Source organism: Enterobacter sp. BRE11 (genome assembly GCF_031844285.1).
Classification (GTDB): Bacteria; Pseudomonadota; Gammaproteobacteria; order Enterobacterales; family Enterobacteriaceae; genus Pantoea.
Genome location: NZ_JAUZUX010000011.1, coordinates 42,486 through 58,480, shown reverse-complemented (window position 1 = coordinate 58,480; position 15,995 = coordinate 42,486). Strand labels below are relative to the sequence as shown.

Annotated in this window: 13 protein-coding genes; 8 read left to right on the top strand and 5 right to left on the bottom strand. The window is 60.8% G+C overall.

Annotated features, from left to right (window positions below):
- Nucleotides 1-26 precede the first annotated feature (26 nt).
- Entirely contained in the window at nt 27-923 is an 897-nt protein-coding gene (locus tag Q9R34_RS13240) for a LysR family transcriptional regulator (protein ID WP_434124208.1), read from the bottom strand.
- A gap of 104 nt (nt 924-1,027) precedes the next feature.
- On the opposite strand from Q9R34_RS13240, the gene Q9R34_RS13235 reads away from it, so the two are divergent.
- The 4 genes from Q9R34_RS13235 to Q9R34_RS13220 all read left to right on the top strand — a co-directional run bounded on the left by Q9R34_RS13235 (nt 1,028) and on the right by Q9R34_RS13220 (nt 6,978).
- A complete protein-coding gene (locus Q9R34_RS13235; protein ID WP_485894270.1) occupies nt 1,028-2,341 on the top strand; it encodes an amidohydrolase in 1,314 nt (437 codons plus the stop codon).
- Nucleotides 2,338-3,780 (top strand): M20 family metallopeptidase, encoded by a 1,443-nt coding sequence (locus tag Q9R34_RS13230; RefSeq protein WP_485894268.1) that lies wholly within the window; start codon nt 2,338-2,340, stop codon nt 3,778-3,780. The genes Q9R34_RS13235 and Q9R34_RS13230 overlap by 4 nt, the downstream gene beginning before the upstream one ends.
- 78 nt (nt 3,781-3,858) lie before the next feature.
- A complete protein-coding gene (gene abgT / locus Q9R34_RS13225) occupies nt 3,859-5,379 on the top strand; it encodes a p-aminobenzoyl-glutamate transporter (protein ID WP_485894266.1) in 1,521 nt (506 codons plus the stop codon).
- A 186-nt stretch (nt 5,380-5,565) separates the two neighbouring features.
- The gene (locus tag Q9R34_RS13220) at nt 5,566-6,978 is read left to right on the top strand and encodes an MFS transporter (RefSeq protein ID WP_485894264.1); all 1,413 of its coding nucleotides are present in this window, start codon (nt 5,566-5,568) and stop codon (nt 6,976-6,978) included.
- Between the two features lie 57 nt (nt 6,979-7,035).
- Here the strand turns inward: Q9R34_RS13220 and Q9R34_RS13215 are convergent, their stop codons facing one another.
- From Q9R34_RS13215 to Q9R34_RS13205, 3 genes are read right to left on the bottom strand one after another with little or no spacing between them, the layout of a single operon-like run.
- Nucleotides 7,036-8,352 (bottom strand): c-type cytochrome, encoded by a 1,317-nt coding sequence (locus Q9R34_RS13215; protein ID WP_485894262.1) that lies wholly within the window; start codon nt 8,350-8,352, stop codon nt 7,036-7,038.
- A gap of 10 nt (nt 8,353-8,362) precedes the next feature.
- A complete protein-coding gene (locus Q9R34_RS13210) occupies nt 8,363-10,147 on the bottom strand; it encodes a GMC family oxidoreductase (RefSeq protein WP_485894260.1) in 1,785 nt (594 codons plus the stop codon).
- 2 nt (nt 10,148-10,149) lie between these two features.
- Entirely contained in the window at nt 10,150-10,881 is a 732-nt protein-coding gene (locus Q9R34_RS13205) for a gluconate 2-dehydrogenase subunit 3 family protein (protein WP_434124201.1), read from the bottom strand.
- A 297-nt stretch (nt 10,882-11,178) separates the two neighbouring features.
- Between Q9R34_RS13205 and sbmA the strand changes: the two genes are divergently transcribed.
- Complete coding sequence (sbmA, locus tag Q9R34_RS13200) at nt 11,179-12,420, top strand: peptide antibiotic transporter SbmA (protein WP_485894257.1); 1,242 nt, start codon at nt 11,179-11,181, stop codon at nt 12,418-12,420.
- A 47-nt stretch (nt 12,421-12,467) separates the two neighbouring features.
- Here the strand turns inward: sbmA and Q9R34_RS13195 are convergent, their stop codons facing one another.
- Nucleotides 12,468-12,614, bottom strand: a complete 147-nt coding sequence (locus tag Q9R34_RS13195) for a hypothetical protein (protein WP_485894255.1) — start codon at nt 12,612-12,614, stop codon at nt 12,468-12,470.
- Between the two features lie 102 nt (nt 12,615-12,716).
- Between Q9R34_RS13195 and rbsK the strand changes: the two genes are divergently transcribed.
- From rbsK to Q9R34_RS13180, 3 genes are read left to right on the top strand one after another with little or no spacing between them, the layout of a single operon-like run.
- The gene (gene rbsK, locus Q9R34_RS13190; RefSeq protein WP_485894253.1) at nt 12,717-13,634 is read left to right on the top strand and encodes a ribokinase; all 918 of its coding nucleotides are present in this window, start codon (nt 12,717-12,719) and stop codon (nt 13,632-13,634) included.
- 9 nt (nt 13,635-13,643) lie between these two features.
- Nucleotides 13,644-14,969, top strand: coding sequence for an L-fucose:H+ symporter permease (fucP, locus tag Q9R34_RS13185; protein WP_485894251.1), 1,326 nt, complete (start codon nt 13,644-13,646; stop codon nt 14,967-14,969).
- Complete coding sequence (locus Q9R34_RS13180; protein ID WP_485894249.1) at nt 14,966-15,979, top strand: aldose 1-epimerase family protein; 1,014 nt, start codon at nt 14,966-14,968, stop codon at nt 15,977-15,979. Before fucP ends, Q9R34_RS13180 begins: the two co-directional genes overlap by 4 nt.
- Nucleotides 15,980-15,995 lie beyond the last annotated feature (16 nt).

Here is a 15,995-nt window from a genome sequence, read left to right as displayed (position 1 = left end):
TAGACGATCGACTTTATCCTTTGTTTTTACTGACAATAACGACGAAAGAGCTGCGCCATATAGGCGCTCATCGGCGTCAGCGCCGTCTCCTTTCGCTGGATCAAATAGAAGGTTGCCTTCGGCAAGGGCTCGTCCAGATCCAGCGCCACCAGCTGCTGGCCGAGCACCGCATCATTGATGACATCAACCGACAGAATGCTGACAAAATCACTCTGCGCCACCAGGCTGGTGCAGGCCATAAAGGTTTCGCAGGAGACCACAATTTTGGGCGCCATGCCGCGCTCGGCAAAGAGATCGTGCAGCAGGCGATAGTAGCTGCCCTTCGGCGTCGGCATCGTCCAGTTGCACTGCTGAAGTGCCTTAAGCGACCGCGCCTTCTCCATCGGGTGCCCCCTGCGCACCACCACTTTGTAGTCGCGCTGCATCATTTTTTCAAAGCTCAGCTCCTGGTCAAGATGGCTCTGATCGTAGGTATTGATGGTGAAATCGAGCTCGCCCTGGCGCAGCTCCGGGATCATCGATACCAGCTGGCCTTCCACAATCCGCACCTTAACCAGCGGATACTCGCGATGAAACTGGGTGATAACCTGCGGCATGATGGTGCGCGCCACGCTGCCGCCCACGCCGATATTCACCTGGCCGCCCGCCAGTCCAAGCCGCTGCTGAATATCCTCCTGCGCCACACGTAATTCTTCCAAAACCAGACTGGCATGGCGAAAAAAGTTATCACCCACGTCGGTCAGCACCACACCTTGCTGGCGGCGAACAAAGAGTTTTGCGCCTAAAACCTGCTCCAGCTCCTGAATCGCTTTGGTCAGCGCCGGCTGAGAAAGCCCGGAAAGACGGCTCGCGGCGCGGATGCTGCCCTGACGCGCAACCTCAACGAAGGCGCGTAGCTGATGCAATTTTAGCTGTGACGGCATGATAACCACTGTTTATCAGGAGAAAGATATTCGCATCTTATGCGGCCTGCACGGCTTGTGTAAATTCGGGAGCGTGCATAAAAAACCATCAATAAGGATCTCCTATGACAACCCTCTCTGAGCAGGTTCAGGCGCTGGCGCCGCAGATGCAAAGCTGGCGGCGCGATCTCCATCAGTTTGCCGAGTCCGGCTGGCTGGAATTTCGCACCGCGACGCGCGTGGCCGACGTGCTGCATAAGCTGGGCTATCAGCTACAGCTGGGTCGTGAGGTGATTAACGCCGAGGCGCGTATGGGACTCCCCGACGCTGACGTGTTGAAACAGCAGGAGGCGCGCGCGCTGCAGCAGGGTGCGCTGCCGCAGTGGCTGCCCTCTTTCTCCGGCGGCTTTTGCGGCGTTGTCGCCACGCTGGAGACCGGTCGTCCCGGCCCGGTGATGGGATTCCGCGTCGATATGGACGCGCTCGATCTTAACGAGAGCCAGGCGCCCGATCACCTGCCGCAGCGCGAGGGTTTTGTCTCCTGCAATCCCGGCATGATGCACGCCTGCGGCCATGACGGCCATACCACTATCGGGCTGGCGCTCGCCAGCGTGCTGATGGCGATGAAGTCGCAGCTGAGCGGCACGATCAAGCTGATCTTCCAGCCTGCCGAGGAGGGGGTGCGCGGCGCGAAGGCGATGGTGGAGGCGGGCGTGGTCGACGATGTCGATCTCTTTACCGCCATCCATCTCGGCACCGGCGTGCCCGCTGGCGAGCTGGTGTGCGGCAGCGACAGCTTCCTCGCCACCACCAAGCTGGATGTGCATTTCATCGGCGTCGGCGCCCATGCGGGCGGCAGGCCTGAGGAGGGGCGCAACGCGCTGCTGGCGGCGGCGCAGGCCACGCTGGGGCTGCACGGCCTGCCGCAGCACAGCGGCGGCGTCGCGCGCGTCAACGTCGGCGTGCTGCAGGCGGGCACCGGCCGCAACGTGGTGGCCGATACCGCGCTGATGAAGGTTGAGACGCGCGGCGTCAGCAACCAGGTTAACGACGACATCTACCAGCAGGCGCTGCGCGTGATCGCCGGTGCCGCGGCGATGTACGGCGTCGAGTATGAGGTGAAACTGATGGGCGCGGCGCGCAGCTGCACGCCGACCCAGCCCTGGGTCGATTTCCTCCACCAGCAGGCGGAGGCGCTCGGCATCTTCGACTCGGTGGTAGATCGCAAGGCGCAGGCCGCCGGTTCAGAAGACGCCACCTATATGATGGAGCGCGTTAAGCAGCGCGGCGGCCAGGCGACCTACGCCATCTTCGGCTGCGATCTGGCGGCGGGCCACCATAACGCCCGCTTCGACTTTGACGAAAGCGTGATGGGCAAAGCGGTGCAGACGCTGGCGACGCTGGCGCTCAATCAGGCGCAATTTGGAGGCGCTCGATGAACGCTGACTTCCTGGCCGACTATATCGACGCCCATCAGGCGCGCTTTACCGCCCTCAGCGACGCCATCTGGGACACGCCGGAAACCCGCTTTGCCGAAGTCCGCTCCAGCGCGCTGCTGGCCGACGCGCTGGAACAGGAGGGCTTCGTCGTAACGCGCGGCGTCGGCCATATTGAGACCGCCTTTATCGCCAGCGCGGGCGAAGGCCAGCCGGTGCTCGCCATTCTCGGCGAGTTCGATGCGCTGGCCGGACTCAGCCAGCGGGCGGGCTGCGCGCGGCCGGAGCCGCTGGAGGAGAACGGCAACGGTCACGGCTGCGGCCATAACCTGCTCGGCACCGCTGGCGTAGCGGCGGCGTGCGCCCTGAAAGCCTGGATGCAACAGCACGGCGGACGCGGCACGGTGCGTTTCTACGGCTGTCCCGGCGAAGAGGGCGGATCGGGCAAAACCTTTATGGTGCGCGAGGGGCTGTTCGACGATGTCGACGCCGCCGTCACCTGGCATCCCGAAGGCTTTAGCGGCCTGTTCAACCTCAGCACCCTCGCCAATATCCAGGCGGCGTTTCACTTCAAAGGCGTGGCGGCGCACGCGGCCAACTCGCCGCACCTCGGGCGCAGCGCGCTTGATGCGGTGACGCTGATGAACACCGGCGCAAACTTCCTGCGGGAACATATCGTGCAGGAGGCGCGGCTGCACTATGCGGTGACCAACAGCGGCGGCGTCTCGCCCAACGTGGTGCAGGCGGACGCCGAAGTGCTCTACCTGATCCGCGCGCCCGAGCTGCCGCAGGCGCAGGCGATCTACCAGCGCGTCATCAATATCGCTCAGGGCGCGGCGCTGATGACCGACACCCAGGTGACGGTGCGCTTCGACAAGGCGTGTTCCAACTACGTGCCAAATCGCGCGCTGGAAGCGGTGATGGAGCATTATTTGCATCACTTCGGTTTGCCGCATTACAGCGAGGAAGAGCGCGCCTTCGCCGCCGAGATCCGCGCCACGCTGAGCGAGGAGGATCTGCACAACGCGCGGCTTAACGCGGCACGCACCGGCGGCGAGGCGGGCGCGGCGTGGATTGAGGCGCACGGCGACAAGCTGCTGATGGATGAAGTCGCGCCCTGCGCGGCGACGCGCGAGCTGCTCTACGGCTCTACCGACGTCGGCGACGTCAGCTGGGTCACGCCCGTCGCGCAGTGCTTTTCGCCCTGCTTCGCCTTCGGTACGCCGCTGCACACCTGGCAGCTGGTGGCGCAGGGCCGCACCAGCATCGCACACAAAGGCATGCTGCTGGCGGGCAAAGTCATGGCCGCCACCGTGCTGGAGCTGCTGACCGATGAGCAGGCGCTGGCGCGCTGTCGCGCCGAATTTGAACGGGCGCGCCGCGCGCAGCCCTATAGCTGTCCGATTCCCGAAGGCATTACGCCTTCAAAACTGGCCAACTGAGCCGCGGCCGCGCCGCTGGGCGCGGACCGATAACACAATAAAAAAACGCAAACACGACCATACAAGACGAGGAATATCATGACCGTAATGTCGGAGAGTCGCAGCCCTGGGAAAGTGTTCGGCTGGATTGAGCGGGTCGGCAACAAAGTTCCCAACCCCTTCCTGCTGTTTGTTTATCTGATAGTGGTGCTGATGGTAGCGACCGCCATTATCAGCACTCTCGATCTGGCGGTGAAAAACCCGGTCAGCGGCGAGATGGTGCGCGTCAACAACCTGCTGAGCGTCGCGGGCCTGCAGTGGATCCTGCCCAACATCATCAAAAACTTCAGCGGCTTTACCCCGCTCGGCTCAATTCTGGCGCTGGTGCTCGGCGCCGGCCTGGCGGAAAAAGTGGGCCTGCTGCAGTCGCTGATGGTGAAGATGGCGTCGCGCGTCAGCCGCCGCTACGCCAGTTATATGGTGCTGTTTATCGCCTTTTTCAGCCATATCTCTTCCGATGCCGCGCTGGTGGTGATGCCGCCGCTCGGCGCGCTGATCTTCCTCGCTGTGGGTCGCCATCCGGTGGCGGGCCTGCTGGCGGCGATCGCCGGCGTCGCCTCCGGCTTTACCGCCAACCTGCTGATTGTCACCACCGACGTGCTGCTCTCCGGCATCAGCACCGAAGCGGCGAAGGCGGTGAGCGACACGGTGCTCGTCAGCGTGATCGATAACTGGTTTTTTATGGCGACATCGGTGATCGTGCTCACCGTAGCGGGTGCCCTTCTCACCGACAAGTTTATCGAGCCGCGCCTGCCGCAGTGGAAAGAGGGCAGCAGCGAGCGGCTGGCGGCCCTGACGCCGCTGGAGAATCGCGGCCTGCGCGCGGCGGGCATCGCGGCGCTGCTCTTTATCGGCGTGATGGCGCTGCTGGTGGTGCCGGAGCATGCGCCGCTGCGCGATCCTGAGACCGGCGGCATCGTGCCGTCGCCCTTCATCAAGGGCATCGTGCCCGTCATCATCCTGTTCTTCTTTGTGGTGGCGATCGTTTATGGCGCGGTTACGAAGCAGATTCGCCGTCCGGACGATATTCCGCATCTGCTGATGGAACCGATGAAAAACATGGCGGGCTTTATTGTGATGGTCTTCCCGCTGTCGCAGTTCGTGGCCTTCTTCAACTGGAGCAACATGGGCAAGTTTATGGCCATCGGGCTGACCGACGTGCTGGAGAGCGCAGGCATCAGCGGCGCGCCCGCCTTTCTCGGCCTGATGTTCCTGTCGGCGTTTCTCTGTATGTTTATCGCCAGCGGCTCGGCGATCTGGTCGATTCTCGCCCCGGTGTTCGTGCCGATGTTTATGCTGCTCGGCTTTCACCCCGCTTTCGCGCAGATGATCTTCCGCATCGCCGACTCGGCGGTGCTGCCGCTGGCGCCGATGTCGCCCTTTCTGCCGCTGTTCCTCTCTTTCCTGCAGCGCTACCAGAAAGATGCCCAGCTCGGCACCTACTACGTGCTGATCTTCCCCTATCCGGTGGTCTTCTTTATCACCTGGATCGCGCTGCTGCTCGCCTGGTATGCGCTGGGGCTGCCTATCGGACCGGGCGTCTGGCCGCAGATGCCGTAGCCTCTTCGCCAGGGACGGCGAAAAGTGCAACGTATGTTGCTAAAAACTCACCAACAACCCTCTCGGCAAGGATCGCCGAATTGATTATTCTGCACTCTCTTCGCTTGCTAACGGTCATTCTTTTTACAAGATCGCCACGCCGTTAGCGAGACAGGCAAACACCGTCACACCGAGGTTTATAAAATAATGACAACCACCTGCACTCCAGGGATGGCGCCGGGGTTCGCTGCGCCGACGCCGAACAACAGCTTAGCGGGGCGCATCGACGCCCTGCCCTCATCGCGCGGCCTGTGGCGTTTTATTACGCTGCTGGCGCTCGGCGGTTTCTTTGAACTCTACGATCTGTTTGAGACCGGCTATATCAGCGCCGGGCTGCTGGCCGCCGGCGTCTTCCACACCGGCAGCGCGGGCGTGTTTGGCATCGCCGATCAGGCCGCTTTTGCCTCTGCCACCTTTCTCGGCCTGTTTGTCGGCGCCAGCCTGCTCGCGCCTTATGCCGACCGCTTCGGCCGACGCCTGACCTTTATGTGCGCGCTGGCGTGGTACGGCACTTTCTCGCTGCTGATGGCCTTTCAGCAGAGCGCGGAGATGATTATTCTGTTTCGCTTTCTGGTGGGCATCGGCCTCGGCATCGAGTTGGTCACCATCGACACCTACCTTTCGGAGTGGGTGCCGACGCATATGCGCAGCCGCGCCTTCGCCTTTTCGTTTTTCGTGCAGTTTCTCTCCGTGCCGACGATGGCGCTGATCTCCTGGTGGCTGGTGCCGCAGACGCTGCTCAGCCTGGAAGGCTGGCGCTGGGTGGTGATCGCGGGCGCCCTCTGTTCGCTGATTATCTGGTTTATTCGTAAGGATCTGCCAGAGTCGGCGCGCTGGCTGGCGCAGCAGGGCCGTCACCAGGAGGCGCATCAGGTGCTGAGCGCGATGGAGAAACGCTGCGGCGTCGCGCCCGGCGCAGGCTTCCCGCCGGATGACGCGGCGGCGCAGCTGCCGAAGCGCGGCCGGTTTAGCGAGATCTGGTCGCCAGCCTGGCGCAAGCGCACCCTGATGCTGGTGGTAATGAACTTCTTTCAGGCGATCGGCTTTTTCGGCTTTGGCAACTGGCTGCCCGCGCTGCTGTCGGGCACAGGCACGACCGTCACCCACAGCCTGCTCTACGCCTTTTTTATCACCCTCGCCTACCCGCTCGGCTCGCTGATCTGCAGCCGCTACGCCGATAAATTTGAGAACAAATGGCAGATCGTTTTCTCCTGCCTGATGACGGTGGTATTCGGCACGCTGTTCGCGTTTCAGACCCACCCGGTGATGCTGATACTCTGCGGCTTTTTAATTACTTACTCCAATGCCTGGCTGACCTTTAGCTATCACGCCTACCAGACAGAGATTTTCCCTACGCATATTCGCGCCCGCGCGGTCGGCTTTTGCTACTCCTTCAGCCGCCTGTCGACGGCGTTCAGCAGTATTTTGATCGGCCTGATTTTGCAGTATGCAGGCAGCCAGGGCGTCATCGCCTTTATCGTGGCGAGCATGCTGATGGTGATGATGTCAGTGGGGATTTACGGGCCGAAGACGCGCGGCATCGATCTGGAGAATATTTAAGAGAGAAGCGAAAGCGGCATGAAAAAAGCCCGGCGTCAGCCGGGCTTTAGTTGAGGGTTACTGATTTTCGAGCTGATGGATATCCGCGCTGCCCTGATAAGGCTGGATGGTCTTATCTTTACGCAGCTTTGCCACATCCTTCGCGGTGACGTCAGACTTGCCGCCGTTGCCCCAGCTGGTGTGGATAAAGTTCACCACGTCCGCGACCTGCTGGTCGCTTAGCCGCCAGCCGAACGCGGGCATGGTGATGGTTGACGGCGCGCCTTTCACGCCTGGCAAGGTGCCGCCTGCCAGCACGATATGGATCAGCGAAGTGGGATCCTCGGCCATCACCACCGGATTGCCGCGCAGCGCCGGGAAAAAGCGCTGATAGCCGCTGCCGTCCGTTTTATGGCAGGCCGCGCAGCTGTCGACGTAAACCGAGGCACCGGTCGCGCTGTCGTCGCCTTTCCACAGCGCTTTCGCCGTGGCGTCATCGACGCTAAACGCCACCTGGCCTGGGTCTTTCGCGCCGAGCGACTTCAGGTAGTGGGCGATCGCCGCAATATCCTCATCGCTGAGATGCTGCAGGCTGTGCTCCACCACCTCGGTCATGCCGCCGAACGCGGCGGTATGGTCGTTACGGCCATAGCGCAGGAACTGGCGCAGATCCTCTTCGCTCCAGCGTCCCAGCCCGTCGCGGTTATCGCCGCGCAGGTTGCTGGCGGTCCAGCCATCAATCGGCGCGCTGCTGCCCGCCAGATAGTCGCTGCCTTCGCTGTTGTTCAGCGCTTTCTCCTGCATGGTGATGCTGCGCGGCGTATGGCAGGCGCCGCAGTGGCCCAGGCCTTCCACCAGATAGCGGCCGCGCGCCAGCTCAGCATCTTCCTGCGCCATCGGCTGAAACGCTTTGACGTCCGGCGCGAACATTGTACGCCAGATCGCCAGCGGCCAGCGCATCGACAGCGGCCACGGAATATCGCTTTTGTGGTTAGCCTGCTCGACCGGCGCAACGCCGTGCATAAAGTAGGCGTAGAGCGCCTGCATATCCTCGTCGCTCACCACCGCGTAGGAAGGGTAAGGCATCGCCGGATAAAGCGTATCGCCATTTTTTGCCACGCCGTGACGCACCGCCTTCTGGAAGTCGTCATAGCTGTAGTCGCCAATGCCGGTTTTCTTGTCCGGCGTGATATTGGTGGAGTAAATAGTGCCGATCGGCGTCGCCATCGGCAGGCCGCCGGCAAAGGGTTTGCCCTCTTTGCTGGTATGACAGGCGATACAGTCGCCCGCGCGCGCCAGATACTCGCCGCGCTGTATCCGATCGCCGCCGTTATCGTCCGCCAGCGCGGCAAAGGTCATCGTGCCCAGTACCAGGACCAGTAAGCTGTTTTTCATCGCCATTTCCTTATGCCTGCACCAGTGGACCTGGATTTTTCAGGTACTGTTCGCGGATCGCTTTCGCCGACCAGTAGGTCAGCGCCGCCACCATGCCCGTCGGGTTGTAGCCCAGGCCCTGCGGGAACGCCGATGCGCCCGGCACAAAGACGTTCGGCACGTCCCAGCTCTGCAGGTAGCGGTTAACCGCGCTGGTGTTGGGATCCTCGCCCATAATGGCGCCGCCGCTGATATGCGTGGTCTGATAGACCGTGGTGTCGAAATGGCTGCCCGGCTTTTTCGCGCCGCCGATAATCATCTTCGGACTCATCGCTTCGGCGATCTTATGCATCTTGCCGACCATAAACTGCGCCATCTTGATGTCGTTATCCTGCCAGTCAAAGGTCATGCGCAGCAGCGGCTGGCCATAGGCATCTTTGTAGTTGGGATCGAGGTCGAGATAGTTGGCGCGGTAGGACTGATGCGCCCCGTGGGCATCCATCGAGAGATGGTGCGTGTAGGTATCCGCCACCGCTGCCTTCCATTTGCTGCCCCAGTTCGGCGTGCCGGTCGGCGTCGGCAGGCCGGAGATCGGCTTGGTGCCCGCCTGGTTGACCCAGAACGGCGAACCGCCGACGAAGCCGTGCGGCCCGTGGTCGAAGTTGTCGGCGTTGAAGTCGTCGACGCCGACGCCCGCACCGCCCGCGCCGATAAACGGGTTGGTGGTGGTGTTTTTGTCGAACAGCGCCTTGAGCGTGGAGAGGTTCTGATAGGCGAAGTTACGGCCGACGGTGCCTTCATTGGTGATCGGGTTGTAGGGCTTGCCGATGCCGGAAAGCAGCATCAGGTGCACATTGTGGAACTGGAACGCTGAGAGGATCACCAGATCCGCTGGCTGCACCACTTCACGCCCCTGCGCATCGACGTAGGTGACGCCGGTGGCGCGCTTTTTATCGTCGGTCAGGTTCACGCGCAGCACGTAGGCGTTGTTGCGCAGCTCAAACTTCGGCTCCTGGCGCAGCGCGGGCAGGATGTTCACGTTCGGCGACGCTTTCGAGTACATGTAGCAGGCGTAGCCGCTGCAGTAGCCGCAGAAGTTGCACGGTCCCATCTGCGCGCCGTAGGGGTTGGTGTAGGGGCCAGAGGTGTTAGCCGAGGGCAGATCGTAGGGGTGATAGCCTACTGATTTCGCCGCCTCGGCAAACAGCTGCGCCGAATAAGTGCGCTTCTGAGCAGGCAGCGGGAATTTGTCGGAGCGATCTGGCGCGAATGGGTTGCCGCCGCTCTCCTTGCCAATCACCTGCCCTTTAATGCTCCACGGCGTGCCGGAGGTGCCGAAGACTTTTTCCGCCTTGTCGAAGAACGGCTCCAGCTCGTCATAGGTGACGCCGAAATCCTGGATGGTCATCCCTTCCGGGATAAAGTTTTTGCCGTAGCGCTCTTCATAATGGCTACGCTGGCGCAGCTCGGTTGGGTCGACGCGAAAGTGTACGCCAGACCAGTGCAGCCCTGCGCCGCCGGTGCCGGTGCCGGGCAAAAACGCCGCCAGCTGGCGGTAGGGAACCGCCGTCTGCGAGGCGTCGTGACGGATAGTCACGGTGCTTTTCGACAGATCCTGGAAGAGCTTTTTGCGGACGTTATAGGTCAGCTCGTCAATCGACTGCGGATAGGATCCGTCTGGATAGGTATCGCGATGCGGGCCGCGCTCCAGCGCAACCACGTTTAGGCCAGCTTCGGTCAGCTCTTTCGCCATAATTGCCCCGGCCCAGCCGAAACCCACAATTACCGCATCTGCTTTTTTCATTTCGTTTGCCATGGTTACGCGCGCTCCCCGCGAATAGAGACTGACGGGAAGGGATAACGCTCGCCGCGCTCCACCCAGTCCATAAAGTCGGCGCGTGCGCCAGGAAAACCAATCAGCTTCCAGCCCACCATATTCTGGTTGCCACCGTGGATGGGGTCGCTGAAGAAGCCTTCGCGGGTGTTCTGGATCAGAAAGGCGAAGAAGGTTTTTGCGGGCAGCTGGCGGAAATCGGCCTGGCCGCTCTCCATCGCCTGTAGCAGCGCATCCTGCTGCTCGCCGCTGAGTTCGGCGAAGACCTTGCCGTGCTGGCGCTTGCTGTAGTCGTCGGCGTCGGCCAGTCCCAGACGGTAGATCTGCTGCGGCACCAGCGGCAGCTGATAGCCCAGCTCTTTCGGCAGGTCCGGATTGAACGGCCCCTGCATATACCAGTTGGCGCCGGTGGCATAAGGGGTGTTCATCTGGCGATCGATAAATTCCGGCACGCCCGCTTCCAGCGCGCCTGGGCCGCGCTCGTCATTGGGGATCAGTCGAGCGACGGCCGCCTTGATAAAGGCGAACTCTTCAGCGGTAAACCAGTTGGGCTGGTAATCACGCGCTGGCTGCGCCGCCGCGGGATCGGCAGCCTGCACCGCAGGCGCCACGCTAAAGCCGCCGACAACGGCGCTGCCTGCCGCCATCGCTGGCGCCAGTGCAATGGTCTTTAGCAGAAAATCCCTGCGCGTCTGCCCACGTTTTTGTTCTGACATGACATTGCCTCAGTACCGCCTATAATGCGGCATGAAAGTTAAACAGTTGCGTTGTAATGGTTTTTTTATGCGGATTAAGGGTTACAGCAGGACTGTTACCGGTAACAGCAGGCGCTAGTGTAACACTGTTGTGGTGAAACATTTAGTTCATCGAAACAAATTCAGACAAATTCATTAACATCTCGCCGGAATGCTTTACCTGCCGCAGACGATCACTGTCACCACCAGAAACAACACTCAACAGACAGATAACGCTAAAAGACGTTATAAAAGAGTGCACACAACAGCGGAGAGTTTATGTTTAAGTCCTTTTTTCCCCGGCCAGCGCTGTTTTTCAGCTCGGCGGCGATCTGGAGTCTGATCGCGATTTTTGCCTGGTTCGGCTTTGCCGATGATTTTCCGTCACGCTGGCCAGCGCTGCATGCCGCCATGCAGCAGCCGCTGCCAGCCACCGCCGCGCGCTTTGTCGCCCCCAGCCAGCTCTGGTTTTATGGCTATTACTGGCTGATCGTGGCGATATTCGCCCTGGCCTGGCACGCGATCGATAATCACCCGTGGCAGCGCTGGTCAGTATGGGGATCGGCACTGATCATCTTCGTTACCTGGTTCGGCGTGCAGGTCGGCGTCGGTATTAACGCCTGGTACGGCCCGTTTTACGATCTGATCCAGCAGGCGCTAACCAAAGCGGGTTCGGTGCCCATTAGCCGCTTTTACAGCGGCCTGGGCGATTTTCTTGGCATCGCCCTGATTTCGGTGGTGGTTGGCGTAACGAATTCCTTTTTCATCAGTCATTGGGTGTTCCGCTGGCGCACCGCGATGAACAACTATTACATGCACAACTGGCAGCGCCTGCGTAAGGTCGAAGGCGCGGCGCAGCGCGTGCAAGAAGATACCATGCGCTTCGCCAGCACACTGGAGGACTGGGGCGTCAGCTTTCTTCAGGCGATTATGACGCTGGTGGCCTTTTTGCCGGTGCTCATCAGTTTGTCGCATCACGTTAAGGATGTGCCGCTGCTTGGCAATATTCCCTATGCGCTGGTCATCATTGCGCTGCTCTGGTCGCTCTTCGGCACCGCGCTGCTGGCGCTGGTGGGCATTAAGCTGCCGGGGCTGGAGTTCCGCAATCAGCAGGTTGAGGCGGCCTATCGTAAAGAGCTGGTCTACGGCGAGGATCATGCCGATCGCGCGACGCCGCCAACGGTACAGGCGCTGTTTAGCCGCGTCCGCTTTAACTACTTCCGCCTCTATTTTCACTACCTCTACTTTAATATCACCCGCATTCTCTACCTGCAGGTTGATAATGTTTTCGGTCTCTTTGTGCTGTTCCCGTCAATCGTAGCGGGCACCATTACCTTCGGCTTGCTTAGCCGGATTACCAATGCGTTCGACCAGGTGCGCTCGTCGTTCCAGTATCTGATCACCTCCTGGTCGACGCTGGTTGAGCTGATGTCGATCTATAAGCGTCTGCGCAGCTTCGAGCAGATCCTGCAGGATGTTCCGCATCAGGAGATGCTGCGCGAAGCGGCGGACAACGAGTAACAGGCTGTCCTTAACCATGCACAGCGTGATAAAGCGTTGTGCATGGCTTACCCCAACGGCGCGTCAGGCGCCTCGCCATTTTCCTTTCCTTTACGCGCTTCGCGCGAATCTGGTCTTGCCTCCTCAAAACCTTTTTGCATTGTTAAAATAATCACACCCACTTCTGCCGTAAAATGCGATTTAACCGTTTGCATCGCGCTTTCAGGTTGTGAAATTTGTCACACCATTAGCTTTAACAAGCTGCTAATGTGATTTTAATAACATTAAAACCTGACAAATTCACCTGGGAGCAAACAATGGATATCGCGGTTATCGGGTCCAACATGGTTGACCTTATTACCTATACCAGTCAGTTGCCTAAAGCAGGCGAAACGCTGGAGGCGCCAGATTTTGCCCTTGGCTGCGGCGGGAAAGGCGCGAACCAGGCGGTGGCGGCGGCGAAGATGGGCGGACGCGTGATGATGGTGAGCAAGGTCGGCGACGATCTCTTCGCGCCGGAAACCGTCGCCAACCTGCAGCGTCAGGGCGTGGATACGCGCTTCGTCACCACCGCGCCGGGAACCTCGAGCGGGGTGGCGCCGATCTTTGTCGATGAGCAGTCGCAGAACCGCATCCTGATTATCAAAGGGGCCAACCAGCAGCTCAGCGCAGCTGATATCGACGCCGCCGCCGAGGCGCTAAAAGCGTGCCAGCTGATTATTCTGCAGCTGGAGATCCCGCTGGAAACCGTCTACTACGCCATCGATTTCGCCCGCCAGCACGGCATCAAAGTGATCCTCAATCCGGCGCCGGCGGTGGAAAATCTCGATATCGCTTACGCCTGCAAGTGCGACTTCTTTATGCCCAACGAAACCGAGCTGGAGATCCTGACCGGCATGCCGGTTGCCACCGATGAAGAGATCAAACTGGCTGGGCAGACGCTGCTCAAGCGCGGGCTGAAGAACCTGATCATCACCATGGGGGCGCGCGGTTCGCTGTGGATGAGCGGCGACAGCCTGCACCAGGTGGCGCCGATGGCGGTGAAAGCGGTCGACACCAGCGGCGCAGGCGATGCGTTTATCGGCTGTTTCGCCCAGGCGCTGGTGCAAAGCGGCGATATCGCGGCGGCGATGGCGCAGGCCTCCGCCTACGCCGCCTGCAGCGTGACCGGCCGCGGCACGCAGCGCTCCTATCCCGACGCGGAAACCTTCCAGCGTTTTCTTAACGTTAACTGAGGTCGAGCTATGCAGCAGAACATTGTTCAGCAACCCGACGGCTACTTAAATAAAACGCCGCTGTTCCAGTTCATTTTGCTCTCGTGCCTCTTCCCGCTGTGGGGCTGCGCCGCGAGCCTGAACGATATCCTGATCACCCAGTTCAAAAGCGTTTTCGCCCTCAGCGACTTCGCCAGCGCGCTGGTGCAGAGCGCCTTTTATGGCGGCTACTTTCTCATCGCCATTCCGGCTTCGCTGGTGATCCGCAGAGCGAGCTATAAGCTGGCGATCCTGATGGGGCTGGCGCTCTATATTGCCGGTTGCGTGCTGTTCTATCCCGCCTCGCATATGGCTACCTACACCATGTTTCTCGCGGCCATTTTCGCTATCGCCATCGGCCTGAGCTTTCTGGAAACCGCCGCCAATACCTATAGCGCAATGATTGGCCACCGCGATCGCGCCACGCTGCGCCTTAATGTCAGCCAGACCTTCTACCCGGTCGGCGCGCTGATGGGCATCGTGCTGGGCAAATATCTGGTGTTCCAGGAGGGCGACAGCCTGCAGAGCCAGCTGGCCGGGATGAACGCCGAACAGGCGCACGCTTTCCGCCTCAGCATGCTGGAGCATACGCTGGAGCCCTATAAATATCTGGTGATGGTGCTGGTGGTGGTGATGCTGCTGTTCCTGTTTACGCGCTACCCACGCTGCAAACCGGCATCGAACGAGAAAGCGCTGCCGTCGCTCGGCGAAACGCTGCGCTATCTGGCCGGTAACCGCCACTTTAAGCGCGGCATCGCGGCGCAGTTCCTCTATGTCGGCATGCAGGTGGCGGTGTGGTCGTTCACGATTCGCCTGGCGCTCACGCTTGGCGCCGCCAACGAACGTCACGCCTCTAACTTTATGATCTACAGCTTTATCTGTTTCTTTATCGGCAAGTTCGTCGCCAACTTCCTGATGACGCGCTTCCGCGCCGAGAAGGTGCTGATGGCCTATTCGGCGCTCGGCGTGCTGACCCTGGCGTGGGTGATGTTCGTGCCGAACTTCACCGCGGTCTATGCGGCGGTGTTTGTCAGCGTGCTGTTCGGTCCCTGCTGGGCGACGATTTATGCCAACACTCTGGCCACCGTCGAGAACAAGTACACCGAAGTGGCGGGCGCGTTTATCGTGATGTCGATTGTCGGCGCTGCTTTTATCCCGGCCATTCAGGGCTTCGCTTCCGATCGTCTGGGGTCAATGCAGCTGGCGTTTGGCGTCTCGCTGCTCTGCTTTGCCTGGGTAGGCTTCTATTTCTGGGGCGAGCTGCGCCATAAAAAGCAGGCGCTGCAAACCGGCCGTTTAGTCGAGGAGATGCCATGAAAACCCGTCTGCCGCTCTGTCGCGAACAGTTTCACGCCACGCCGACCACGCTGCTGCAAAACGCCGAGTTCCACGTCGAGCTTTTCCGCTATCCGGCCGGGATCGAAGCGGTGCGTATCAGCAATCAGCGCGGCACGGTAACGGTGCTGCCCTTTTACGGCCAGATGATTTGGGACGCCTGTTTCGACGGCCGGACGCTGACCATGGGCCACAGCTTTAAGCAGCCGCTGCCGGGCAGTTCGATTATCGACACCTACGGCTGCTTTGCCTTCCACTCCGGGCTGCTGGCAAACGGCTGCCCGGCCGAAGAGGATAACCACCCTCTGCATGGCGAAATGGCCTGCGCGCGTATGGACAGCGCCTGGCTGGTGCTGGAGGCGGATCGCCTGTCGCTTGAGGGCGAAACCGAATATGTGAAAGGTTTTGGCCATCACTACCTGGCGGCGCCGGCGGTGCGTATTGAGGCCGGACAGCCGCGCCTGCATATTGAGATGAACGTAGCCAACCTGGCTGGCACGTCGATGCCGCTGCAGTATATGTGCCATCTCAACAGCGCATGGATTGATGGCGGCGAGTTCAAGCAGTCGATCCCGCAGCACGCTTTCCAGCTGCGCACCTCGGTGCCAGCGCACGTGAAGCCGACGCCGCAGTGGCAGAGCTACACCGCTACCCTGGCGCGCGATCCGCAGGCGTTTCAGCGGCTGGACCGGCCGGAGATGTGCGATCCGGAGATCGTCTTCTTCGCCGACGATCTGCCGCAGTATGGCGACGAGATGCAGTTCGAGCTCCATTCGCCGCAGGGCTTTGCGCTGATGACGCGCTTCAGCAGTCGACAGTTTCCACACGCCACGCGCTGGATGCTGCACAACTGCGATCAGCAGGTGGCGGCCTATATTCTGCCAGCCACCTGTCGACCGGAGGGCTTCAACGCCGCGCAGCGCGCCGGCACGCTGCTGTGGCTGGCGCCGGGCGAACAGCGCCGTTTCAGCGTCGAGACGGGAATATTGTGACGCCGTATGTGATGGC